Source organism: Thiohalophilus thiocyanatoxydans (genome assembly GCF_004366735.1).
GTDB lineage: Bacteria > Pseudomonadota > Gammaproteobacteria > UBA6429 > Thiohalophilaceae > Thiohalophilus > Thiohalophilus thiocyanatoxydans.
Genome location: NZ_SOQX01000012.1, coordinates 1 through 22,324, shown reverse-complemented (window position 1 = coordinate 22,324; position 22,324 = coordinate 1). Strand labels below are relative to the sequence as shown.

The 22,324-nt window shown below is 58.1% G+C and carries 20 protein-coding genes; 14 read left to right on the top strand and 6 right to left on the bottom strand.

Going from position 1 to position 22,324, the window contains the following annotated elements; genetic code table 11:
* Positions 1–125 precede the first annotated feature (125 nt).
* Positions 126–1,001 (bottom strand): fructosamine kinase family protein, encoded by an 876-nt coding sequence (locus EDC23_RS13920; RefSeq protein ID WP_134085428.1) that lies wholly within the window; start codon positions 999–1,001, stop codon positions 126–128.
* Between the two features lie 76 nt (positions 1,002–1,077).
* On the opposite strand from EDC23_RS13920, the gene EDC23_RS13915 reads away from it, so the two are divergent.
* The 6 genes from EDC23_RS13915 (at position 1,078) to EDC23_RS13890 (ending at position 8,331) form a co-directional block, all read left to right on the top strand.
* Positions 1,078–1,635 (top strand): pyridoxamine 5'-phosphate oxidase family protein, encoded by a 558-nt coding sequence (locus EDC23_RS13915; RefSeq protein WP_134085426.1) that lies wholly within the window; start codon positions 1,078–1,080, stop codon positions 1,633–1,635.
* Positions 1,636–2,014: 379 nt separating this feature from the next.
* The gene (locus EDC23_RS13910) at positions 2,015–4,219 is read left to right on the top strand and encodes a primosomal protein N' (protein WP_134085424.1); all 2,205 of its coding nucleotides are present in this window, start codon (positions 2,015–2,017) and stop codon (positions 4,217–4,219) included.
* Positions 4,220–4,504: 285 nt separating this feature from the next.
* Positions 4,505–6,265 (top strand): arginine--tRNA ligase, encoded by a 1,761-nt coding sequence (gene argS, locus EDC23_RS13905; protein ID WP_134085423.1) that lies wholly within the window; start codon positions 4,505–4,507, stop codon positions 6,263–6,265.
* A gap of 56 nt (positions 6,266–6,321) precedes the next feature.
* Positions 6,322–6,978 carry an SPOR domain-containing protein gene (locus tag EDC23_RS13900; RefSeq protein ID WP_134085421.1) on the top strand — a complete coding sequence of 219 codons (657 nt, stop codon included), beginning with the start codon at positions 6,322–6,324 and terminating at the stop codon, positions 6,976–6,978.
* Positions 6,979–6,993: 15 nt separating this feature from the next.
* Positions 6,994–7,677: a zinc metallopeptidase gene (locus EDC23_RS13895; RefSeq protein WP_134085419.1), complete on the top strand. Its 684-nt coding sequence runs from the start codon at positions 6,994–6,996 to the stop codon at positions 7,675–7,677.
* A 153-nt stretch (positions 7,678–7,830) separates the two neighbouring features.
* Entirely contained in the window at positions 7,831–8,331 is a 501-nt protein-coding gene (locus EDC23_RS13890; protein WP_134085417.1) for a porin family protein, read from the top strand.
* A 51-nt stretch (positions 8,332–8,382) separates the two neighbouring features.
* Here EDC23_RS13890 and EDC23_RS13885 read toward each other — a convergent pair whose 3' ends face one another.
* Together EDC23_RS13885 and speA are read right to left on the bottom strand one after the other, a co-directional pair.
* A complete protein-coding gene (locus tag EDC23_RS13885; protein ID WP_134085415.1) occupies positions 8,383–8,655 on the bottom strand; it encodes a cupin domain-containing protein in 273 nt (90 codons plus the stop codon).
* 63 nt (positions 8,656–8,718) lie between these two features.
* A complete protein-coding gene (speA, locus tag EDC23_RS13880; RefSeq protein WP_134085413.1) occupies positions 8,719–10,623 on the bottom strand; it encodes a biosynthetic arginine decarboxylase in 1,905 nt (634 codons plus the stop codon).
* A gap of 89 nt (positions 10,624–10,712) precedes the next feature.
* Between speA and speE the strand changes: the two genes are divergently transcribed.
* The 7 genes from speE (at position 10,713) to EDC23_RS13845 (ending at position 19,903) form a co-directional block, all read left to right on the top strand.
* Positions 10,713–11,567 (top strand): polyamine aminopropyltransferase, encoded by an 855-nt coding sequence (gene speE / locus EDC23_RS13875; protein ID WP_134085411.1) that lies wholly within the window; start codon positions 10,713–10,715, stop codon positions 11,565–11,567.
* Between the two features lie 495 nt (positions 11,568–12,062).
* Entirely contained in the window at positions 12,063–14,297 is a 2,235-nt protein-coding gene (nosR, locus tag EDC23_RS13870; RefSeq protein ID WP_134085409.1) for a transcriptional regulator NosR, read from the top strand.
* Positions 14,298–14,348: 51 nt separating this feature from the next.
* Positions 14,349–16,211, top strand: coding sequence for a TAT-dependent nitrous-oxide reductase (gene nosZ / locus EDC23_RS13865; RefSeq protein ID WP_134085407.1), 1,863 nt, complete (start codon positions 14,349–14,351; stop codon positions 16,209–16,211).
* 92 nt (positions 16,212–16,303) lie between these two features.
* Entirely contained in the window at positions 16,304–17,620 is a 1,317-nt protein-coding gene (locus EDC23_RS13860; protein ID WP_134085405.1) for a nitrous oxide reductase family maturation protein NosD, read from the top strand.
* Complete coding sequence (locus EDC23_RS13855) at positions 17,617–18,540, top strand: ABC transporter ATP-binding protein (RefSeq protein ID WP_134085403.1); 924 nt, start codon at positions 17,617–17,619, stop codon at positions 18,538–18,540. The genes EDC23_RS13860 and EDC23_RS13855 overlap by 4 nt, the downstream gene beginning before the upstream one ends.
* On the top strand, positions 18,533–19,363 hold the full coding sequence (locus EDC23_RS13850) for an ABC transporter permease subunit (RefSeq protein ID WP_134085401.1): 831 nt from the start codon (positions 18,533–18,535) through the stop codon (positions 19,361–19,363). The genes EDC23_RS13855 and EDC23_RS13850 overlap by 8 nt, the downstream gene beginning before the upstream one ends.
* Positions 19,364–19,903 carry a nitrous oxide reductase accessory protein NosL gene (locus tag EDC23_RS13845; protein WP_134085399.1) on the top strand — a complete coding sequence of 180 codons (540 nt, stop codon included), beginning with the start codon at positions 19,364–19,366 and terminating at the stop codon, positions 19,901–19,903.
* A gap of 76 nt (positions 19,904–19,979) precedes the next feature.
* On the opposite strand, the gene EDC23_RS13840 is transcribed toward EDC23_RS13845, so the two are convergent.
* The 3 genes from EDC23_RS13840 to EDC23_RS13830 are packed head-to-tail and all read right to left on the bottom strand — an operon-like array spanning position 19,980 to position 21,834.
* Positions 19,980–20,441 (bottom strand): DUF4124 domain-containing protein, encoded by a 462-nt coding sequence (locus EDC23_RS13840; protein WP_134085397.1) that lies wholly within the window; start codon positions 20,439–20,441, stop codon positions 19,980–19,982.
* Positions 20,438–21,241, bottom strand: a complete 804-nt coding sequence (locus EDC23_RS13835) for an ABC transporter permease (protein WP_134085395.1) — start codon at positions 21,239–21,241, stop codon at positions 20,438–20,440. Before EDC23_RS13835 ends, EDC23_RS13840 begins: the two co-directional genes overlap by 4 nt.
* Positions 21,238–21,834 (bottom strand): ABC transporter ATP-binding protein, encoded by a 597-nt coding sequence (locus tag EDC23_RS13830; RefSeq protein ID WP_208321399.1) that lies wholly within the window; start codon positions 21,832–21,834, stop codon positions 21,238–21,240. The genes EDC23_RS13835 and EDC23_RS13830 overlap by 4 nt, the downstream gene beginning before the upstream one ends.
* A 106-nt stretch (positions 21,835–21,940) precedes the next feature.
* Between EDC23_RS13830 and EDC23_RS13825 the strand changes: the two genes are divergently transcribed.
* Positions 21,941–22,177: a CDGSH iron-sulfur domain-containing protein gene (locus EDC23_RS13825; protein WP_134085393.1), complete on the top strand. Its 237-nt coding sequence runs from the start codon at positions 21,941–21,943 to the stop codon at positions 22,175–22,177.
* Positions 22,178–22,324: the final 147 nt, after the last annotated feature.

The following is a 22,324-nucleotide window of genomic DNA, read 5'->3' as shown; positions in this document are numbered from 1 at the left end:
TTTTTAATCTGCATTTTCTAATGTATAGATAACTCACACAGCAAGAAACCGCTGTTTGAAGTTTCAATATATTGTTTTCTCCGCGCCTCCGCGACTCTGCGACCTCTGCGTTTATTTCCACCCGCCTATCTCACTTCACTAAGCAGCTGGTCGATCATGCGCTGGGCCTGGCTGGCGTAGCCGCCGCCGAAGAGGTTGTAGTGGTTGAGGATGTGGTAGAGATTATAGAAGGTCTTGCGCGTGGCGTAGCCGGGGTCGATGGGCCAGGCGGCGTCGTAACCGTTATAGAATGAACGCGAGAAGCCGCCGAACAGTTCGGTCATGGCCAGATCCGCCTCGCGATCACCGAAGTAGACGGCCGGGTCGAAGATCACCGCCTCGCCGTCGCGGGTGAAGGCGTAGTTACCGGCCCAGAGATCGCCGTGCAGTACCGAAGCGACCGGCCGGTAATCGGTAAAAAAATCCGCGACCCGTTCTTTGAGCTGCTGGCCGCGATCATACAGGGCGCTGCCGGCCCCGTGTCTGCGCGCCAGATCCAGCTGAAAGCCGAGGCGCTGTTCCTGCCAGAAGCTGACCCAGTCGGCGGACCAGCCATTGGGCTGGGGAGTGGAACCGATGGTGTTGTCGCGATGCCAGCCGAACTGCGCGCGGGTGTGACGGTGCATCTGCGCCAGCTGCTCCCCAAACCGGGCCATGTCCCCGCTGCCGCCGGTCTCCAGATACTCCATCACCAGGTAGGCCTGGCCGTCACTGACGCCGCTGGTCACCGGTTGCGGTACCCGGACCGCCTCGGCCTCCCCCATCGCGGCCAGCCCTTCGGCCTCGGCCTCGAACATATCGAGCAGATCGGCACGGTTGAACTTGACGAAGTAACGGCGCCCGCCGCCGTCGATGCGACTGGCACTGCTGATGCAGCCCCCGCCAATGCCACTCATGTTATCGATGGTGAACGGTTCGCCCAGCGCCTCGCCAATCACCCGGGCCAGCTCATCCTGGTTCATAAACATCAATCCTGCTGCGTTAAAAGTCTGGGCGCATTACACTTGCAGTTCACAGGCAGGAGTGCAAGTCGCGACCATGAAAGTCTTTGAGCATATCCCCCCCGAGCTGGTCGAATGGATCGGCCAGCAGCCGCTGTTTTTCAATGCCACTGCGCCGCTCGACGGCGCGGGGCATGTCAACCTCTCGCCGCGCGGGCTCGATACCCTGCGTATTGTCGATCCCAACACGGTGGTGATTCTCGATCTGACCGGCAGCGGCAACGAGACCGCCGCGCATCTGAGCGAGAACGGGCGCATGACCCTGATGTTCTGCGCCTTCAGCGGGCCGCCGCGCATCCTGCGCCTGTACGGGGCGGGCGAAGTGATCCCGCCGGCCAGCCCCGACTGGGGGGAACTGCGCGGCCTGTTCGATGACAGCCTGCCCGGGGTACGGCAACTCTTCCATCTGCAGGTGGAACGGGTGCAGACCTCCTGCGGCTACGGGGTACCACTGATGGATCTGGTGGGCCAGCGGGAGGCGCTGATCCGCTGGAGTGAGAAAAAGGGCCCCCGGGGAATTCGCGAGTTCCGTGACCAGCATAACTGGCGCAGTATCGACGGTCTGCCCGCCCCGATCGTCTCTGATCAGGAGTGAAAACCGGCCCCGATCCGGGGCATGCGGGGGGCGTTTTTTCGGACAGCTCATAAACTTTATGCACAGCACCAGTAATAACAAGACGTTAGCGCCGCTCGCCGGGGCATAACCTGTAGCAAAAACTGAGAAAATAATATAACTGGCTGATATTAATGATTTTTCTGATGCGTTTAAAATATGCTCAATTTAACAACTCTGTAATAGTGTCGGGCCCTTGGCCCGGTTTACCCCATTTCATCCACACAGTTATCCACAGAAACTGTGGATAACAACCATTCTTAATACACCTCAATAACTTAGGTGATTCAACCTAGAATCGAACTCAAGTAATGACGCTAACTGAGATCTGTTTCACACTTTCGAGGGGCCCCTGGCAACCATGAGCGAGCCTGTTTTACAGATCGCCATCCCGACGCCTCTGCGCCGCCTGTTCGATTATCGCCCCCCGGCCGGCGCCGATCCGGCCGCACTGCAAGCGGGTATCCGGATCCACGTCCCGTTCGGCCATCGCCAGGTCATCGGCCTGTTGACGGGAATCACGCAGACGACCGAAGTGCCGCAACACAAGCTCAAGCGCGCCACCGCCGTACTGGATAGCGTGCCGGTGCTCAGCGCGGAGCTGCTGGAGCTGCTGGGCTGGGCCAGCCGCTATTACCAGCACCCCATCGGCGAGGTAATGCTCAACGCCCTGCCGGCGCTGCTGCGCCGCGAGGCGCAACCGGTCTGGCGCGGCAGCGAACACTGGCAACTTACCCCGGCCGGAATTGCAGCAATCAACGAAGGACTCAAGCGGGCTCCCAAACAGGCGGCGCTGCTGGCCACCCTGCGGGCCCGCCCGGAAGGCATCAATGCCGCCGAACTGGACAGTGAGCACCTCAACTGGCGGCCGGTGCTGAAAAAACTGATCGACAAGGGCTGGGTCGAAATGAACCTGCGCTCCACTCTGCCCCCGCCGAGCGCCAATCTGTTGCAACCCCCGGCGCTCACTTCGGCCCAGCGCGCGGCGGTGGAGCAGCTGGCCGGACAGCTCGGGCAGTTTCATTGCAGCCTGCTCGACGGGGTCACCGGCAGCGGCAAAACGGAAGTCTATCTGCAGCTGATCGAACGGGTGATCGCCGCCGGTCGTCAGGCCCTGGTGCTGGTGCCGGAGATCGGCCTCACCCCGCAGCTGGTGGAGCGCTTTCGGGCACGCCTGAACACCCCGGTGGCGGTGCTGCATTCGGCGCTCAACGATCAGGAGCGTTATGCCGCCTGGCTGGCGGCCCGCCAGGGTGAGGCCGGGGTGATCATCGGCACCCGCTCGGCGCTGTTCTCGCCGCTGCCCAACCCGGGGCTGATCATTATCGACGAGGAGCACGATCTCTCCTTCAAGCAGCAGGACGGCTTTCGCTATTCGGCGCGGGACCTGGCCGTGTTGCGGGCGCAGAAACTGGACATCCCGATCGTGCTCGGCTCGGCCACGCCGTCGCTGGAGTCGCTGCACAACGTGCGCCAGGGCCGTTATCAACATCTGAGCCTGCCCGAACGGGCCGGCGCGGCGGTCTTTCCGCGCTTCATTATCCAGGATGTCCGCGGCCAGAAACTGGAACACGGCCTCTCGGCCCAGTTACTGGCGCGCATGCAGCAACACCTGGATCAGCACAGCCAGGTGTTGCTGTTTCTCAATCGGCGCGGCTTCGCGCCGGTACTGATGTGCCACGCCTGCGGCTGGCACGCCCGCTGCGCCCGTTGCGACGCCCACCTGACCGTGCACCGGGGCCAGCACAAGCTGCGCTGCCACCACTGCGGCAGCGAACAGCGCCTGCCCGGAGCCTGCCCCGAATGCCAGACCGAAGACTTGCTGCCCATGGGGCTGGGGACCGAACGGGTCGAGGAGGCCCTGCAGGCGCGCTTCCCCGACGCGCGCATCATCCGCATCGATCGCGACACCACCCGGCGCAAGGGCGCGCTGCAGGAGTTGCTGCGCCAGATCCACGCCGGCGAGGCCGACATCCTGCTCGGCACCCAGATGCTGGCCAAGGGCCATCACTTTCCCGAGGTCACCCTGGTCGGCATGCTCGATGCCGACTACGGCCTGTACAGCGCCGACTTTCGCGCCAGCGAACGCATGGGCCAGTTGATCCTGCAGGTGGCCGGGCGCGCCGGGCGCGCCGAACGCCCCGGCGAGGTGATGATCCAGACTCACCATCCCGACAATCCCCTGCTGGCCCAGCTGGCCGCTCACGACTACCCCGCCTTCGCCGAGACCCTGTTGCAGGAACGAGCCCAGGCCGAACTGCCGCCCTATGCCAGCCTGGCCCTGATCCGCGCCGAAGCGGTCGATCCGCGTGCGGCACTCGACTTTCTGCAGGCCGCCCGCCAGGCCGCCGGCCCCACCGGCAGCGATCAGCCCTTACTGCTCGGCCCCGTCCCCTCGCCCATGGAACGCCGCGCCGGCCGCTACCGCGCCCAGCTGCTGGTCCAGTCCGGCGATCGCCAGACCCTGCAGCGTTTCCTGCAGCACTGGCTCGTCCGCATCGAACAACTCCCGGACAGTCGCCGGGTGCGCTGGTCAGTTGATGTCGACCCGTTGGAGATGTTCTGAAACACCGCCCTTCGGGCAGGTACGAGGGACGAGTGACGAGGTACGAGGCTTTTATCTCCCCTCCCCCCTGGCCCCCTCCCTGTGGGAGGGGGAACCTTTGCTTTTGCGAGTTTTCCCTCCCCTTCCAGGGAAGGGCCAGGGAGGGGTGATATAAAATCAGCCCCTGCAACCCCCTCGTCCCTCGTCACTCGTACCTCGTCCCTCCCGCTTGCGCTAGGCGCAGGCGGGCGGGTGGTTTACAATCGGCGCCCCAATAACGATTCACGCAAGCGATTTGAATTTTTCATGAAAAACACGCTCCAGGCCCTGATCGCGCAGGCCGTCGAGGCCCTGCGGGCCGACGGTACCCTGCCTCCCGACGCCGACCCCGCCATCCAGATCGAGCGCACCCGCGATCCCTCCCACGGGGATCTGGCCTGTAATGTCGCCATGCTGCTGGCCAAGCCGGCGAAAACCAAACCACGGGATCTGGCCGAGAAGATTGTCGCCGCGCTGCCGGCCGACGCCAATGTCACCAGAGTGGAGATCGCCGGGCCCGGGTTTATCAATTTCTTTTTGAGTCAGGACGCCTTTCACGCGGTGATCCCGCAGATCCTCGAAGCCGGTGAAGCCTACGGCCACTCCACCGTCGGCAACGACCAGCGGGTGCAGGTGGAATTTGTCTCGGCCAATCCGACCGGGCCGCTGCATGTGGGCCACGGTCGCGGCGCCGCCTACGGCGCGGCGGTCGCCGATCTGCTGGCCGCCGCCGGCTTTGCGGTGCATCGCGAATACTATGTGAACGATGCCGGGCGGCAGATGGATATCCTCGCCGCCAGTGTCTGGCTGCGCTATCTGGAGCTGGCCGGCGAGGAGCTGGCGTTCCCCGCCAATGGCTACAAGGGCGATTATGTCTGGGACATCGCCGCCACCTTGCATCGCGAACATGGGGATCGTTTTCGTCACCCCTGGGCGACGATCAGCGCCGAACTGCCTGCCGACGAACCGCAGGGTGGTGACAAGGAGCTTTATATCGATGCGCTGATCGCACGCGCGCGCGACCTGCTGGGCGAGGACGAGTACCGTTTTGTCTTTGACTCCGGGCTTAACCACATCCTCGATGACATTCGCGACGATCTGGCCCAGTTCGGCATCGCCTACGAAGAATGGTTTTCCGAACGCTCGCTAACCGAAAGCGGCGCCGTGGACAAGGCCCTGCAGCGTCTTAAAGACAGCGGCCATACCTATGAGAAAGAGGGCGCGCTCTGGTTTCGCTCCGCCGATTTCGGCGACGAGAAGGATCGGGTGCTGGTGCGCGACAATGGCCAGACCACCTACTTCGCCTCGGACATCGCCTATCACATGGACAAGCTGGAACGGGGCTTCGATCGGGTCATCGATGTGTGGGGTGCCGATCATCACGGTTATGTGCCGCGGGTGCGGGCCGCACTCAAGGCGCTGGGCGATAACCCGGAGAAACTCGATGTGTTGCTGGTGCAGTTTGCCATTCTCTATCGCGGCGGCGAGAAGCTGCAGATGTCGACCCGCTCCGGTGAGTTCGTCACCCTGCGCCAGCTGCGCAAGGAAGTCGGCAGCGACGCGGCGCGTTTCTTTTATGTCATGCGCAAGTGCGAGCAACACATGGACTTCGATCTGGATCTGGCCAAGTCCGAGTCGAAGGACAACCCGATCTATTACATCCAGTACGCCCACGCCCGGGTCTGCAGCGCGTTGCGCAAGCTGGAAGAAAAAGGCTGGCAATACGAACAGGGCAAAGCTTTGCAACAACTGGGCTTGCTCACGACCGACCACGAACTGTCATTGTTGACCAGCCTCTCCCGCTATCCCGAAGTCATCGAGGCGGCAGCCCTGGCCCATGAACCACACCAGTTGTGTCACTATCTGCGCGAACTGGCCAATGACTTTCACACCTATTACAACGAACACAAGATCCTGGTCGACGACGCCCCGCTGCGTAATGCCCGGCTGGCGTTGAGTCTGGCCACCCGCCAGGTGATCGCCAACGGCCTGGGCCTGCTAGGTGTCTCGGCACCGGAATCCATGTAACGATGAGCAAACGGGCCGCGCTGTATCCGCTACCCGTTCAGTGATAGGCTTGTGCCATGCCACGCGATTACGCCAAAACACCCAAACCCAGGCATCCTCACTCCCTGCCCGGCTGGGTATGGCTGCTGGGCGGACTGTTTATCGGCCTGTTTATTGCGTTTCTGATCTATCTGGCGGACAACGCGGGGACCGATCCCGACAAGGATATCAGCAGTTCGGTTAACGAGCTGATCGGCAAGTTCAAGGAGACTCGCAAGGACACCCGTGACGTACGCCGTGATGACCCGCAGGCGCCTCCGTCACCCGGCGAGGATGAAGAAGACAAACCCCGTTTTGATTTTTATACCATTCTGCCGGAACTGGAAGTGGTAATTCCCGAGCATGATCTGTTCAGCAAGGAATCGGACACGAGCGAGGTCGACAAGCCCGTCGAACCGGACAAACCCGACCCGTCAACGCCGCCCGCGGACAGCGATGTGCGTTATATCATTCAGGCAGGTTCATTTCGCAACCAGGAACAGGCGGATCGGCTCAAGGCACAACTGGCCCTGTATGGTATCGAGGCCTCGGTGCAGACCGTCAAGATTAATAACGACGATACCTGGCATCGGGTCCGGGTTGGTCCCGTTAACGACCTCGACACCGTCAACCGCACCCGCAAGCGATTGCAGGACAACGGCATCGCCACCATCGTGGTCAAGGAAAAAAGCTGAGCTTCCACTGCCCCCATGCCCTATGTGCTGATACTCCTGTTGCTACTGGGCCTGTTCTTCGGTCCCGGCCTCTGGGCCCGCTATACTTTCAAACGTTACAGTAAACCGCGCAAGGACATGCCCGGTACCGGCGGCGAACTGGCCCGGCATCTGCTGGATCGTTTTGGTATGCCAAACTATCAGGTCGAAGTCGCCGACGCCGAGGGGGATCACTTCGACCCTGCCAGCAACACAGTCCGTCTCAGCCAGGACAATTACGCTGGCACCTCGCTAACGGCAGTAGCGGTCGCCGCGCACGAGGTGGGCCACGCCATCCAGCATCATCGCGGCGAGCATAAACTCAAACTGCGTACCCGACTGGCGAAAACCGCCAACAGCGCCCAGAAGATCGGCGCCGCCGTGATCCTCATCGCCCCGTTGGTCGCCCTGCTATCGCGAGCCCCCTCGGTCATTGTGCTACAGATCATCTTTGGACTTGGCACCATGTTACTGGCGACGCTGGTGCATTTAATCACCCTGCCAGTGGAATTCGATGCCAGCTTCGGCAAGGCTCTGCCAATCTTGCGCGAAGGTTACGTCCGGCCCAAAGACCTGCCCAAGATAAAGCGTATTCTGCGCGCCGCCGCCCTCACTTATGTTGCGGCCTCTCTGTCAAGTTTGCTCAGTCTGGGACGCTGGATCGCCATCCTGCGACGCTAGGATTTAGCACCAGATTGTCGGGTTACTGCTTTTTAGCACCGCTATCAATATACACTGTGATATTGTTTATGGTTTATCACCTTGCGACTGTCTACTATTATTTTATTACCACTACGAGATAAACAATCCACTGACTCTATTTTGAGGTACGCTATGAAAACCCTGAAACTATTAACTGCCGCCGGTTTACTGGCAATGAGCAGCGCCAGTTACGCCGAGTCCGGCGATTATATAAACCTGCAACTGGGAATCAGTGATGTTGACGGGTTTAGCAACGGCCTGGCTGTTATCGGCACCTTTGGCCGGCCGGTGCCGAGGGTGCATGAGAACTTTTCCATCGAAGGTGAGTTTACCGCCACCATCCTCGATCCGGATCGCCCCGGTATCGATGTCTCCTATTTTACAATGGGCGCCTATGGCGTTTATTCCTATCCACTCGACCAGTATGCCACACTGCGCGGTCGTGCCGGAATGGTCTATTCTGATTCCGACTACTCTGGCACGGGGAGCAGTGGCTCACATGACGGTTTCGAACCCAGTGTTGGCTTTGGTGCCACCTATAACCTCAACAAGCAGATGGATCTGATCGCCGAATACACCATTATCGAATCCGACATTTCTCATCTCTCCGCCGGTATCCAGTATCGTTTTTAGTAAAGTTAACTAGCAGCTAGTAACTAGCTGCTAGTAACCAGTTACTGGCTGCTACTGAAAATCGTAATGCTTTTTGACCGCTTCGCGGACTTCCCAGGTGCAGCTCATGCCGGCGGGGAAAGTCACCAGATCGCCGCGCTGAATCTGCACCGGTTCACCCTCCTCAGGGGTGACAATGACATCGCCCTCCAGCAGATAACAGGTTTCCTGACGATCGTATTTCCAGGGGAAGGTTGATGCCTCTTTTTCCCAGATCGGCCAGTCGTACACGCCCATAACGTCCAGCTTGGCCGGTGAAGGATTGCGTTCTACCAGAATCTGCATTGTTATCACCTTTACATCGATTGCTGTTATAAAACCTGCCCGGCAGTTCAAACTGCCGGGTCATTATTCGTCTTCCAGATAGGTATAGCCATTAAGACCCGATTCAAGCTGGCGCAAATACGCTTCGCGTTCACTCTCACCAAGCCCGGCCTGCGCCACCTTGGCCCGGTAACTGTCAAGCAGCGCCTCGGCGCTGATATGCACATAATCGAGCACCGAATCCACCGTGTCGCCATAGAGCACCTGATCGATATGATAACCGCCGTCTTTGGCAAGGGAGACATTGATCGAATCGGTATCGCCAAACAGGTTGTGCATATCCCCGAGTATCTCCTGATAAGCGCCGACCATGAATATCCCGATCAGGTAGGAATCACCCGGTTTCAGCGCATGCAACGGCAGGCTGGATTCAACGCCCTCGCCGTCGACGTAATAGTCAATCCGACCATCCGAGTCACAGGTAATATCCTCGATCACACCCCGGCGGGTCGGTTTTTCATCCAGGCGGTGCAGCGGCACCACGGGAAAGATCTGATCAATCGCCCAGACATCGGGAATTGACTGAAACAGGGAAAAATTGGCGAAGTACTTGTCCGCCAGCTTGTCGTGCAGCTCATCCAGCACCTCGCGATGTACCCGGTTGCTGGATGACAGCAATTCATGCACCCGCTGGCAAATGACGTAATAGAGCTCCTCGGCGTAGGCGCGCTGATCCAGCGCCAGTACCCCGTGGGTATACATGCTTTGCGCTTCACTCAGCCAGTGTTTGATATCGTGATAGATCTCCATCGCCGTGCGACTGGAGGTTTCATTCTGGACCGCTTCGTAGCATTGCCACATATCCTGCAGTACCAGCGGGTCATCACTCTGCGGCTCCAGCATGGCACTGGCGTCGGGGACCTGCTCGGTATCGATAATATTGGTGATCAACATCGCATGGTGCGCGGTCATGGCCCGCCCCGACTCGGTAAAGATATCCGGGTGGGCCAGGCCATGTTCCTCGCAGGCCTCCCACAGTACACGCACAATATTATTGGCGTAGGAGTGGACGCTGTAGTTCATGGAGCAGAAGCTGCGTGAACGCGAGCCCTCATAATCGACACCCAGTCCACCGCCGACATCCACACAGCGGATGTCGATCCCCATGCGATGCAGCTCGACAAAATAGCGGGCACACTCGAGCATACCGCGCTGAATATCCCGGATATTGGCGATCTGCGAGCCGAGATGGAAATGCAGCATCTGCAGACTGTCGCTCAACCCGGCCTCGCGCAGCCGTCCGGTCACCCAGATCACCTGCGCCGCGGAGAGACCAAACTTGGCCTTTTCGCCCCCGGTGTTCTGCCATTTGCCGGCGCCGATAGAGGAGAGCCTGACCCGGATTCCCAGCAGAGGTGTAATGCCCAGCGCCTGCGACTCCTGGATCACCAGTTCCAGTTCGGAGAGTTTTTCGATCACGATATAGATCTGCTGACCCAGCTTGCGCCCGATCAACGCCAGGCGAATATATTCGCGATCCTTGTAACCGTTGCAGACGATCACCCCGCCCGGGCGGGACAGTCCCAGTACCGCCATCAGCTCCGGCTTGCTGCCGGCCTCGAGTCCGACCCGTTCCTGACCGTGTTCGACGATCTGCCGGATCACACTGGCCTGCTGATTGACCTTGACGGGATAAACCGCGGTATATCGACCGCGATAACCGTCACTGGCCATCGCCTCGTGAAAGCTCTGGCACAGGGTATCCAGACGATTGTTCAGGATATCGGTAAACCGCACCACGATGGGCAGGGTGACATTGTGGTCACGTACCGCCTCACTCGCGAGCCGGTAGAGATCGATACCCCGGCTTTTCGCCTGCCTGTCGGGGTGGGCGAGCATGTTCCCCTGATCATTGATCCCGAAGTAGCCTTCGCCCCAGTAGGCCACGCTGTAGGTGGCAAGGGCCTGTTGTATGCTCCAGTCTGACATGATCACCTGATGTTGTTTTATTCGGGGCCGGGATTTCAAGTATAATGGCAGTTTCCCTGCTCACGCCAAATATTTTCCGGAGTGGAGTTATGTTACCCGAGACAGAATGGTTTACCGAGATCTGTGATGAAGCCGGCTCCGCCTTCTCCTTCAAGATAAAGGAGAAGCTGGTCGAGGTGCAGACCGGGTTTCAGAAAATCGAGATTTTCGAGACCGAGAAATGGGGCCGTTTGATGGCGATCGACGGTTTTATCATGCTCACCGATCGGGACAACTTTCTGTATCACGAAATGATGTCTCACCCGGTGCTGTTTACCCACCCGGATCCCGGGCGGGTGCTGGTCATCGGTGGCGGCGACTGCGGCACCCTGCGCGAAGTGCTCCAGCACCCCGGGGTAACAAGCTGCGAGCAGGTGGAGATCGACGAGCAGGTGACCCGGCTGTCGGAACAGTACTTCCCTGAGCTGTGCTCCGCCAACAACGATCCGCGCGCAGCCTTCCATTTTGTCGACGGCATCCGGTGGGTGAAGGATGCCGAACCCGGCCACTATGATGTGATCATCGTCGACAGCACCGATCCCATCGGCCCCGCCCAGGGGTTATTCACCGAACAATTCTACCGTGACTGCCACCGGGCCCTGGGCGAAGACGGGCTGCTGGTACAGCAAAGCGAATCCCCGCTGATCCATCAACGCTTATTAAAAGAGATGCATACCGCCATGGCTGATGCCGGCTTTGCCGCCGTCAACACCCTGGGTTTCCCGCAGCCGGTCTACCCCAGCGGCTGGTGGAGCGCCACCCTGGCCGGCAAAACGAGCGACCTGACCCGCTTCCGTGAACAGGACGCCACCCAGCGGCCGTTTGAAACCCGTTATTACAACCCCGGGATTCACCGCGCGGCATTGGCCATGCCGACTTTCCTGCATCAGCAGCTTGGCAAGTAACTTCGGAAAACTGTTCCGGGCATACAGATAACCGACCCTCCCCGGCGTTCGAAGTTATCTGTCTCGCCTGTTACGCGATTCTGGCCGGTTGTCCTGATGCCGGTTGATGACTCATCAACCAAAAGTGGTGATTTAGTAGTCACCACCTCCCCCTGAATACCCGCATTGTCCGTCACACTCCGCCCTCTTAGATATCAAATAATACAGTGCAGCAATCAACTTTGTGATTGCTTCGGGGATTTTGACCTCAATCAAGTGGAAAGATAACCTCGGTATGCTACTTTTGTAGCATATCAGACAGTCTGTAGCTTATATCAAACACGCCTGCTTTGCTGAGGGACGTGTTTGACTCCTGCAAGCGACATTCCTCTGATGAGTAAGGTGCGCAGATAACGTGCCGAATTGCTGAATATAACCATGATGGTGGTTCACCGTCTGTTTCCCGACACGGATTCAGCCAGCTGACCAGGATAATACCAAGGTTCATACGACCTGATGACTTTCAGACAGCCCCTTCCGAATAACAGCTTGATCCCCCGAGGGCGACTCACGCTGGTCACCATCGCCCTACTGCTGATCCTGCCCCTTACCGCCCTGGCGGGATTTGACGATAAACATCCCCAGATACGGGACATGTTCCCCGAAGCAGATCGATTTGGCGAGCTGGAAGGCGATCCGCCGGCCGCCGCCGTTTACAAGGATGACGAGGTTATCGGGTATGTTTTCGAGTCTTCCGACAGTGTCAAGATCCCCGCCTATTCGGGCAAGCCGGTCAATCTGCTCATCGGCATTGATATGGAAGGGCTAATTACCGGTACCCGGGTCATCGAGCACCACGAACCGATACTGCTGGTAGGTATACCGGAAGAATCCCTGGATCGCTTTGCCAATCAATACGTCGGCCACTCGGTCACAGAACGCATCAAGGTCGGCGGTAGCGAGCGCGAAGGGCGCACCCATGTCGACGCGATCACCGGCGCCACAGTCACGGTCATCGTCATCAACCGTACCATCCTGAAATCGGCTCGCAAGGTGTCCGAATCACGAGGCATTACCACCCCGCGAAGAAGCGCCACGCATGAGCCGGCCAAAGTTCGCAAGGATGTTTTCGAACAGGCCGACTGGACCTACCTGACCGGCAACGGTGCCATCCGCCGGATGCTGCTGAGCACCGAGGATGTCGAGGAAGCCTTCGAGGGCACCGAAGCCGAAGACCGCGGTACCGTCAAAAGCATCTGCACCGATGCGCCATCGGGCGAGCGCTGCGATGTCTTTATCGATCTTTATTATACCTATCTGAATGTACCCACCGTCGGTCGCAACCTGCTGGGCGAAAGCCAGTACAACCGGCTGATGGCCGAGTTGAAACCCGGCGAACATGCTATCGCCGTGATGGCCAACGGCAACTACTCTTTCAAGGGCTCCGGTTATGTCCGGGGCGGGATTTTCGATCGAATCAACGTCGCCCAGGGCGATCAGCAGATCAACTTCCGGGATCTCGATTTTTATCGTCTGGAGGATATCTACCTGGATGGCATGCCGGATCTGTCGGAGAAGGCCATCTTTATCATTCGCGATCAGTATGCCTTCGATCCGGGCGAGGCATGGAACCTTTCCCTGCTGGTGCGCCGCGCCACCGGACCGCTGGACAGTATCTTCACCGACTTTACCGGCAGTTACGAAATCCCGCCCAAATATGTCACCGAACCGGCACCCCGGGTCGAGGCCGCCGAAGAGGAAGCCATGTGGGTGGAGGTCTGGTATGACCGGACTTTCCAGATTGCCATACTGGTCATCGGCCTGGTGGTTCTGACCCTGATCCTGTTCCTGCAGGACTGGCTGGTCCGTTATCCACGGCTGGTGGGGTATCTGCGTACCGGCTTCCTGCTCTACACCCTGTTTGTGATCGGCTGGTACATGCTGGGACAGCTTTCCATTGTCAATGTGCTGACCTTTGTCAACTCATTGATCAGCGGCTTCAGCTGGGAGTCCTTCCTGATCGATCCGGTGATGTTCATTCTCTGGAGTTTCGTCGCCGTCACCCTGTTGCTCTGGGGCCGCGGTGTTTACTGTGGCTGGCTGTGCCCCTTCGGGGCCCTGCAAAAACTGGTCAACCAGGTGGCGGTCAAGTTCAGGGTGCCGCAATACAACTTCCCCACCCTGGTGCACGACCGGCTCTGGGCAATCAAATACATTATCTTGCTGGCGCTGTTTGGCATCTCGCTGGGCTCCCTCAGCACGGCCGAATACTACGCCGAGGTCGAGCCTTTCAAGACCGCGATCACCCTGCGTTTCGATCGCCAGTGGCCGTTCTTCCTTTATGCCTTCGGCCTGGTCGTGGTATCCGCATTCAACTGCAAGTTCTATTGCAAGTATCTGTGTCCTCTGGGTGCGGCGCTGGCGGTACCCGCCCGCCTGCGCCTGTTCGACTGGTTGCGCCGTCGTAAGGAGTGCGGTCAGCCCTGCCAGATATGCGCCAATGAATGTGAAATCCAGGCTATTCATGACACCGGCGAAATCAATGTTAATGAGTGCCATTACTGTCTGGATTGCCAGGTCACCTATTGGGACAACCACAAATGTCCGCCCCTGGTGGACAGACGCCGCAAACATGAAAAGGCGGCCCGAAATCGTCAGAAAGCCCAGTGGATGGAGAAGGGTTCTGACACCGATGCCGACATGAAAGCAGCACCGCTGCCTGCCGGCAACACGAGCAACAACGATAAGTAGTCCGGATTATCGTCACACTGGTCAAAACAACGCACCATAAGGAGAGCTATCATGAGTGATATCGACAACGAACACGGCGTATCCCGTCGTAACTTCCTCAAATCCACCGGTCTGGCCGGTGCCGCCGGGTTTGGTCTGGCCTCGGGCGTGCTGCCCTACAAGGTCTGGGCGGCCCAAGATGGTGATGGATTAAAGGTCCATGTCGGCCCGGGGGAACTGGATGAATATTACGGGTTCTGGAGCGGCGGCCAGAGTGGCGAGGTCCGCGTGCTGGGTGTTCCGTCCATGCGCGAGCTGACCCGGATTCCGGTATTCAACTATTGCGGCGCCACCGGCCACGGTTTGACCAATGAGTCCAAACGGGTTCTCGGCGACAACGCCCCCCTGAATGGCGACACCCACCATCCGCACATGAGCTTTACCGATGGCAAGCATGACGGGCGCTATGTGTTTATTAATGACAAGGCAAACACCCGGGTGGCCCGGATTCGCTGCGACATCATGAAAACCGACAAAATTGTCGAAGTTCCCAATGTCCAGGCGATGCACGGGATGCGGCTGCAAAAAGTGCCCGAGACGAAATATGTCTTCGCCAATGCCGAGTTCCGGATCCCGCACCCCAACGACGGCCGTTTTTCCGATGACGACAGCAAGTACTACACCATGTTCAACGCGATCGACGCGGAGAAAATGGAAATGGCGTTTCAGGTTATCGTCGACGGGAACCTGGATAACACGGATGCGGACTACAAAGGTAAATATGCCGCCTCGACCTGTTACAACAGTGAGGAAGGCTACACCCTGCAGGAAACAATGAAGAACGAGCGCGACTGGGTGGTGGTTTTCAACATCCCGCGCATCGAACAGGCGATCAAGGACGGGAACTACGAGACCCTGGGCGACGCCAAAGTGCCGGTCGTCGACGGGCGCAAGGGCTCAAAACTGACCCGTTATATCCCCGTTCCCAAAAGTCCGCACGGACTCAACACCTCGCCCGACGGCAAGTATTTTGTGGCTAACGGCAAGCTTTCGCCCACTGTCACCCTGATTGACATCGACAAGCTGGATGACCTGTTTGCTGATAAGCTCAAGGACCCGCGTGACACGGTTGCCGCTGAACCCGAACTGGGACTGGGCCCGCTGCATACCGCCTTTGACGGGCGCGGCAATGCCTACACCACTCTGTTCATCGACAGTCAGGTTGCCAAATGGAACATCGAAGATGCCGTGCGCGCCTATAACGGGGAAGATGTGGACTATATCCGCCAGAAGCTCGATGTCCACTACCAGCCCGGCCACAACCATACCACCATGGGCGAATCCCGCGAGGCTGACGGCAAATGGCTTATGGTGCTGTCCAAATTCTCCAAGGACCGATTCCTGCCCTGCGGACCGCTGCATGCGGAAAACGATCAGCTTGTCGACATTTCCGGTGAGGAGATGAAACTGGTCCACGACGGACCGGCATTCGCCGAACCGCACGATTGCGAAATGATTCACCGCAGCAAGCTCAAGACCAGGAAGATCTGGGATCGCAAGGATGATTACTTCGCCGAGACCGTCGCCATGGCCAAGAAGGACGGTATTGACCTGGAAAAAGACAACAAGGTTATCCGTGATGGTAACAAAGTCAAAGCCTACATGACCTCTGTTGCGCCAAACTTCGGCCTGACCGAAATTCGCGTCAAGAAAGGTGACGAGGTGACGATCGTTATTACCAATATGGATAAGATCGAAGACGTCAGCCACGGCTTTACTCTGGTCAACCATGGCATTGCCATGGAAATCAGCCCGCAGCAGACTTCCTCGGTCACCTTTACCGCGGATAAGCCCGGTGTTTTCTGGTACTACTGCCAGTGGTTCTGTCATGCACTTCATATGGAAATGCGCGGTCGCTTTATCGTCGAGGCCTGACCTTAGCAAACACTTTCCAAGTGCAATTTAGCCGTTGTACGCCAACCCGCAGGGGTTGGCGTACTTCTAACCTCACTCACACAGACAGATTTATGAATTTCAAACCAGCCGTCGTTATTCAGTCTGCATTGATTTTACTCAGTAGCATAACCGGCTTTTCGGCAAATGCCGCATCGATACATATTGATCCGAATAAAGGCGCTCTTACCGAGGCAATCGAACAGGCCCAGCCTGGCGATCGAATAATTCTGGGACCTGGCATATATCGCGCCAACCTTACAATAGAAAAATCATTGACATTACAGGGCACCCCCGATGCAATAATTGATGGTGGCCAACAGGGTGATGTAATACGTATTCGTGCGCCGGACGTTACTGTCCGCGATCTTCGATTACGCAATTCAGGTGACAACCTCACCGACATGAATGCTGTTTTATTTATCGAAGGTACTGCACTAAATACACGCATTGAGAACAATTATATCGAAAGCACGGCTTTTGGTATCTGGCTGCAGGACACCGAGAATGCCCGCATAATCAACAATAATATAGAGGGTGACACATCCATTCGTTCACAGGATCGGGGCAATGGCATTCATCTGTTCAACACACGCCGCACCGAAGCAATAGGCAACGAGGTATGGGGAACTCGCGACGGAATTTATATCGATACCAGCAATCATAATGTGTTGCGTGACAATCATCTTCACCATCTTCGTTATGGCATCCACTATATGTATTCCTACCACAACGAGGTTACAGGCAACAAAACCAACCACACCCGAACGGGGTATGCCTTGATGCAGTCAAAATATCTGACGGTGACCGGAAACCGTTCAGAGAACGATAAAAACTACGGAATTTTGATGAACTATATTCTCTACAGCACCATAGCCGACAACATCGTCAGTGATATCACTTACGGATCATCATCTTTGTCCACCGGCAAAGCCATACCAGGTGGCGAAGGGAAAGCTCTGTTTGTCTATAATTCACAAAAGAATGAAATTTACCGTAATCTCTTTGCCAATAGTGGCATTGGCATTCATCTTACCGCCGGTTCTAATGACAACGATATCTATCAGAATAACTTTGTAAGTAATCGCACCCAGGTCAAGTATGTTTCGACAGATCGTCAGGAATGGTCAAAAAATGGCACTGGTAACTACTGGACAGACTACCTGGGCTGGGATCTTGATGCCGATGGTATTGGTGACAGGCCCTATCAACCCAATGACGGTGTCGATCAGATACTCTGGAAATACCCGGAAGCGAAGATTCTCCTCAACAGCCCGGCCATACAGACACTGCGCTGGGTCCAGGAACAGTTTCCCGTTTTACGCCCGCCCGGCGTCAAGGACAGCCATCCGCTAATGACCCAGGTTCCAATTGCCGGAGATCTGCAATGACGCCCTGCATCGAGCTGCGTAATGTCGGCAAATACTACGACAGTGTTACTGCACTCTCGGACCTGTCCTTAACCATCGATCAGGGCGAGATTGTCGGCCTGCTGGGCCATAACGGCGCCGGAAAGACCACCACGATAAAGCTCATACTGGGCGTCATCGCCCCCAGCCGGGGCGACATCACCGTGCTGGGTCATTCGCCACGGGCGCGACAGACCAACAATCTGCGCATGCAATGGGGCTACTTGCCGGAAAGCGTCAGTTTTTATGAACAGCTGACCGGACGCGAGGTGCTTGAGTATTTTGCCCGTCTCAAGCGTATCGGCCGGGCACGCTGTGAGGAATTACTGGCACAGTTCGCGCTCTCACAGGCCGCGGATCGTCGCGTCAAAACCTATTCCAAGGGAATGCGGCAACGTCTGGGACTGGCCCAGGCCATGCTCAGCTCGCCCCGCCTGTTATTACTCGACGAGCCCACTGTCGGTCTGGATCCGATTGCAACACGGGACTTTTTCACCACCCTGGATCAATTGCGCCAGCAGGGTACAACCATTGTTCTCTCTTCCCATGTTCTGCCCGGGATTGAGCAACATGTGGATCGGGTCGCTATCCTCGGTTCCGGCACCTTGCACGCCTGGGGCTCCCTGCCCGAATTGCGCCGGGATGCGGCGCTGCCGCTCAAAATACGTGCCCGCGGTAACTGGCCGGAGGGAGTTCCTGCCAGCCTTTTACAGAACCACGGCATTACTGCCTGGGAGCAGATCGATAATCATCTGCTGATATCCGTGCCGCTGGAGAGGAAGCTTGAGGTTCTGAGGCTGCTGCTTGCCGATGAGCATATCGAGGATGTCGAGGTCCAGTCGCCGTCACTGGAGGCACTGTATACCCATTACAACACCCCGCAGGAGTCTCGCGATGTATGAAGTTCTGATCGTCGCGCGCAAGGAATTTCGCGACAGCCTGCGCAATCGCTGGATTCTGGCCATTACCGTGGTACTGACCCTGTTCGCCCTGGGGCTGGCCTATTTCGGCTCGGCCACCGCCGGACAGGTTGGCTTCGTATCGCTGGACACCACTATCGTCAGTCTCGCCAGCCTGGCGATTTATATCATTCCGCTGATTGCGCTGTTGCTGGCCTATCACAGTGTCGTGGGCGAGGAGGAACAGGGCACCCTGCTGTTACTGCTCAGTTATCCGCTGACTCACCTGCAACTGCTCGGCGGCAAGTTCCTGGGCCATGCCGCCGCGCTGGCCATCTCGACCATTGCCGGTTTCGGCCTGGCCGGGATCGTCATCGCCGCGTTGAGCAGTAATTTTTCCGCGCTGGATCTGTGGTCCTCGCTGGGCTGGTTTATTCTGACTTCGGTCCTGCTCGGCTGGGTCTTTATCGCCATCGCCTATCTGATCAGCACCCTGGTGAGCGAAAAATCCCGGGCCGCCGGACTGGCATTGATCGTCTGGTTCCTGTTTGTGCTGGTCTTTGATCTGGGTCTGCTGGGTCTGCTGGTGGCGACCGAGGGTGCCGTCTCATCCGATCTGTTCCCGTATCTGTTACTGCTCAATCCGACCGACGTATTCCGCCTCGCCAATCTGGCCGGCTTTGAGGCAACGCAGGCTTACTCCGGTCTGGTTTCGATCGCCTCGGCACGTCTGTTTCAACCCGGTCTGCTGGCCGGGATACTGCTGCTCTGGGTGATCGTTCCCTTCTCGGTGGCCGCCTGGTTATTTCACAAGAGGATATCCTGAATGAAAACACACTATTCGATCTTTATCCCGGTTTTTGCCGCCCTGCTATTGCTGGCCGGCTGTGATCGCAGCGATGACTCAACAGCGTCCAGCAAGCCTGTTCCTATCAGCAGTGGTGACGAATGTCATGTCTGTGGCATGACGATTCACAACCATCCCGGCCCGAAAGGTCAGGCATTCATTCGCGGCAGCTCTACCCCGTTTAAATACTGTTCCACCCGGGATATGTTCAGCCATGTCCTCCAGCCGGAAGTCCGTTCCCGGATAACCGGAATCTATACCCATGACATCGCATCTACCGAGTGGGAAGCCCCCTCGAACTCGGCATTTACCGATGCCCGAGAAGCATGGTATGTGATCAATCACCCCAGAAAAGGCGCCATGGGTCCGACACTGGCTTCCTTTGCCGATAAAACCGCCGCCGAAGACTTTATCGAGGAATATGGCGGTGAAATCGTCCGCTTCGACGCGATCACGCTTGAAATGGTGGCCAATCTGAAGACCGGCTCGGAGGACGAAGATCCGGCACCTTCACACTGAGATAACGGCGTAGTCAGCCCCGGGGCCATCTGGCGCCTTCGCGCCAGATGGCCGGCTTGCGCTACGCCCGGGGCGATTAGTTACACCACTTATCGACGTCCTGCGCGGCGCGGGCTTCAGCCTGCCGACGTTGATCGTGCTCGAGGAACTGCCGGTTGCCCTGCTCATCAAGGTCATACAGGGCGCCGGCGTGACGATATTGTTTGAGGCGATCACGCGCCCGGACGCAGCGCTGTTTTCGTTCAGCTTCCCTGGCCTGGTGCTGCTGCACCTGCTGTTGCTTGATGCGCCGCTCCTCATCATAGGCGCGCAGCAGACGGCGGGTTTTTTCGCGGCGTTCGGCGTCGCTCGGTGCCGGGCTACCGGTGGAAGTACCGGGATCGACATCAACCGATCGGGCGTCCTCGTCGGGCGGGCGATCACCGTAATGTACCCGGCCCTGGTCGTCGGTCCATTTAAATATCTCGGCCCCGGCCGGGGCCAGTAACATGAGTACCAGCATTAGAGCGGTACCAATCTGTTGACTACGCCGTTTCATTCCCTGGCCTCCCTCAGTCTGTCCAGCCGCAAGCGCTCGCGCTCATCGAACAATCGCCGGGCACCCAGCCAGCTGGCGATCAGGATTGCAAAGCCGGTGCCGGCGGCGATCATGAACATGATCAGGATCTGGTATTTGACCGCCTCCACCGGCGCCGTGCCCGAAAGGATCTGACCGGTCATCATCCCCGGCAGGCTGACGATCCCCGCCGCCGCCATGGCATTGATGATCGGAATCAGGCCGACGCGAACGCTCTCGCGGACCGTCTCGCGCAGCGCATCCTGCCAGCGCTGCCCCAGAGCAAGGCGGGTTTCGATCACCGCCCGCTGCTGCCAGGCGTTGTTGGTCAGGCGATCCAGCGACAGCGCCACCCCGGTCATGGTATTGCCCAGCATCATACCGAGCAGGGGAATGGCGTACTGGGGCTGATACCAGGGATCGTTATTGATGATAATCAGCAAGGCAAACAGTGTGGTGGCAAAAGCCGAGACAAACATCGACAGGGTGCCCAGGGCATAGCCCCAGCGCCCCCGGAACGGCCGTTGCTGGCGAGCCATCACTTCACGGCCGGCAATCAGCACCATGACCGAGGAAATCAGTACCACCCACAGCAGGGTGACGTTCTCGAACAATACCTTGAGAATCAGGCCGACCAGTAACAACTGCAGTGTCGTGCGCAGGGCGGCGATCAGCAGCCGTTGCGTCACCCCCAGCCTCAGCCACAGCGATATCCCGGCCAGCGCCACCACCAGCAGCGCGGCCAGTCCCAGATCCAGCGGGGTCAGGCTGATAATATTCACAGTTGTTCCTCCACCACCCGGTCGTGATGAATCACCAGTCGCCGCCGGGCGACGCGCTGTTGCTGTTGCGGATCATGGGTCACCCAGATCGCCGGCGCGGCAGTATCGCGCACGTAATTCTGTAACAACGTCTCCGCCTGGCTGACACTCCCCGGATCCAGACTGGCGGTAGGCTCATCGAGCAACAGCGCTTTGGGCCGCTGACACAACAGGCGCAGAATCGCCAGACGCTGCTTTTCCCCGGTCGAACAGCGGGCCAGCTCCCAGTCAAGCACATCCATTGAAAAACCCAGCTGTTCAAACCAGGCGGGCTCGGGATCGGTAAAATGGTCACCCACCCGATCGCGCCACCATTGTGACTCCGCCGGTAACAGACCGACCTGGCGTCGCCATTGATGGGCGGGTAGCGTGTCACACCCGATATCATCCAGGCGCACCCGCCCCTGGTGGGGAATCAGATCGGCCATCGCCCGCAGCAGCAGGCTCTTGCCGCTGCCGGAAGGCCCGCTGAGACAGACGATTTCCGCATCCTTGACCGTCACATCCAGTACCACCTGCTGCACCCGCAGCGCCTCAATCGTCAGACTGCTCAACGCCCCGCTCCCGGACACCCCATGTCAAAGCCCCTTCCGTTATAGCTGTTTTATTTTGCCGAAGCATTGTTATGATGCAACTCATTATAACGAGAAGGAGAGACCCATGTCCGAACCGGTTATTGCTCAAAAAGGCCCCTATGCCGTGGAACTCGAACCCGGCGACTATTTCTGGTGCGCCTGCGGCCAATCCGCCAACCAGCCCTTCTGCGACGGTTCCCACAAGGACACCGACTTCGGGCCGGTCAAGTTCACCATCAACGAAAAAAAGACCGTCCACCTCTGCGGCTGCAAACACACCGCCGACAAGCCCTACTGCGACGGTACTCATAACAAATTGTAATTCACCGAATTCACCCGTCTTTTCTCGAATTACATTTCAATTACGCGGAGTTCGCGGAGGCGCAGAGTCGCGGAGAAGGAAAATGTATTTGTGCCATAGTTAGCGTATCGTCGCTTTATAACAATGAAACGTTAAATTTAAAAATGG

Excerpts from the sequence above, each read along its gene's own strand:
- speE (WP_134085411.1), top strand. The coding sequence starts at position 10,713 with ATGTTACCCGAGACAGAATGGTTTACCGAGATCTGTGATGAAGCCGGC.
- nosZ (WP_134085407.1), top strand. The coding sequence starts at position 14,349 with ATGAGTGATATCGACAACGAACACGGCGTATCCCGTCGTAACTTCCTC.
- speA (WP_134085413.1), bottom strand. The coding sequence starts at position 10,623 with ATGTCAGACTGGAGCATACAACAGGCCCTTGCCACCTACAGCGTGGCC.
- EDC23_RS13910 (WP_134085424.1), top strand. The coding sequence starts at position 2,015 with ATGAGCGAGCCTGTTTTACAGATCGCCATCCCGACGCCTCTGCGCCGC.
- EDC23_RS13845 (WP_134085399.1), top strand. The coding sequence starts at position 19,364 with ATGAAAACACACTATTCGATCTTTATCCCGGTTTTTGCCGCCCTGCTA.
- EDC23_RS13855 (WP_134085403.1), top strand. The coding sequence starts at position 17,617 with ATGACGCCCTGCATCGAGCTGCGTAATGTCGGCAAATACTACGACAGT.
- EDC23_RS13840 (WP_134085397.1), bottom strand. The coding sequence starts at position 20,441 with ATGAAACGGCGTAGTCAACAGATTGGTACCGCTCTAATGCTGGTACTC.
- EDC23_RS13890 (WP_134085417.1), top strand. The coding sequence starts at position 7,831 with ATGAAAACCCTGAAACTATTAACTGCCGCCGGTTTACTGGCAATGAGC.
- EDC23_RS13885 (WP_134085415.1), bottom strand. The coding sequence starts at position 8,655 with ATGCAGATTCTGGTAGAACGCAATCCTTCACCGGCCAAGCTGGACGTT.
- nosR (WP_134085409.1), top strand. The coding sequence starts at position 12,063 with ATGACTTTCAGACAGCCCCTTCCGAATAACAGCTTGATCCCCCGAGGG.
- EDC23_RS13850 (WP_134085401.1), top strand. The coding sequence starts at position 18,533 with ATGTATGAAGTTCTGATCGTCGCGCGCAAGGAATTTCGCGACAGCCTG.
- EDC23_RS13895 (WP_134085419.1), top strand. The coding sequence starts at position 6,994 with ATGCCCTATGTGCTGATACTCCTGTTGCTACTGGGCCTGTTCTTCGGT.
- EDC23_RS13915 (WP_134085426.1), top strand. The coding sequence starts at position 1,078 with ATGAAAGTCTTTGAGCATATCCCCCCCGAGCTGGTCGAATGGATCGGC.
- EDC23_RS13920 (WP_134085428.1), bottom strand. The coding sequence starts at position 1,001 with ATGAACCAGGATGAGCTGGCCCGGGTGATTGGCGAGGCGCTGGGCGAA.
- EDC23_RS13860 (WP_134085405.1), top strand. The coding sequence starts at position 16,304 with ATGAATTTCAAACCAGCCGTCGTTATTCAGTCTGCATTGATTTTACTC.
- EDC23_RS13825 (WP_134085393.1), top strand. The coding sequence starts at position 21,941 with ATGTCCGAACCGGTTATTGCTCAAAAAGGCCCCTATGCCGTGGAACTC.
- EDC23_RS13900 (WP_134085421.1), top strand. The coding sequence starts at position 6,322 with ATGCCACGCGATTACGCCAAAACACCCAAACCCAGGCATCCTCACTCC.
- argS (WP_134085423.1), top strand. The coding sequence starts at position 4,505 with ATGAAAAACACGCTCCAGGCCCTGATCGCGCAGGCCGTCGAGGCCCTG.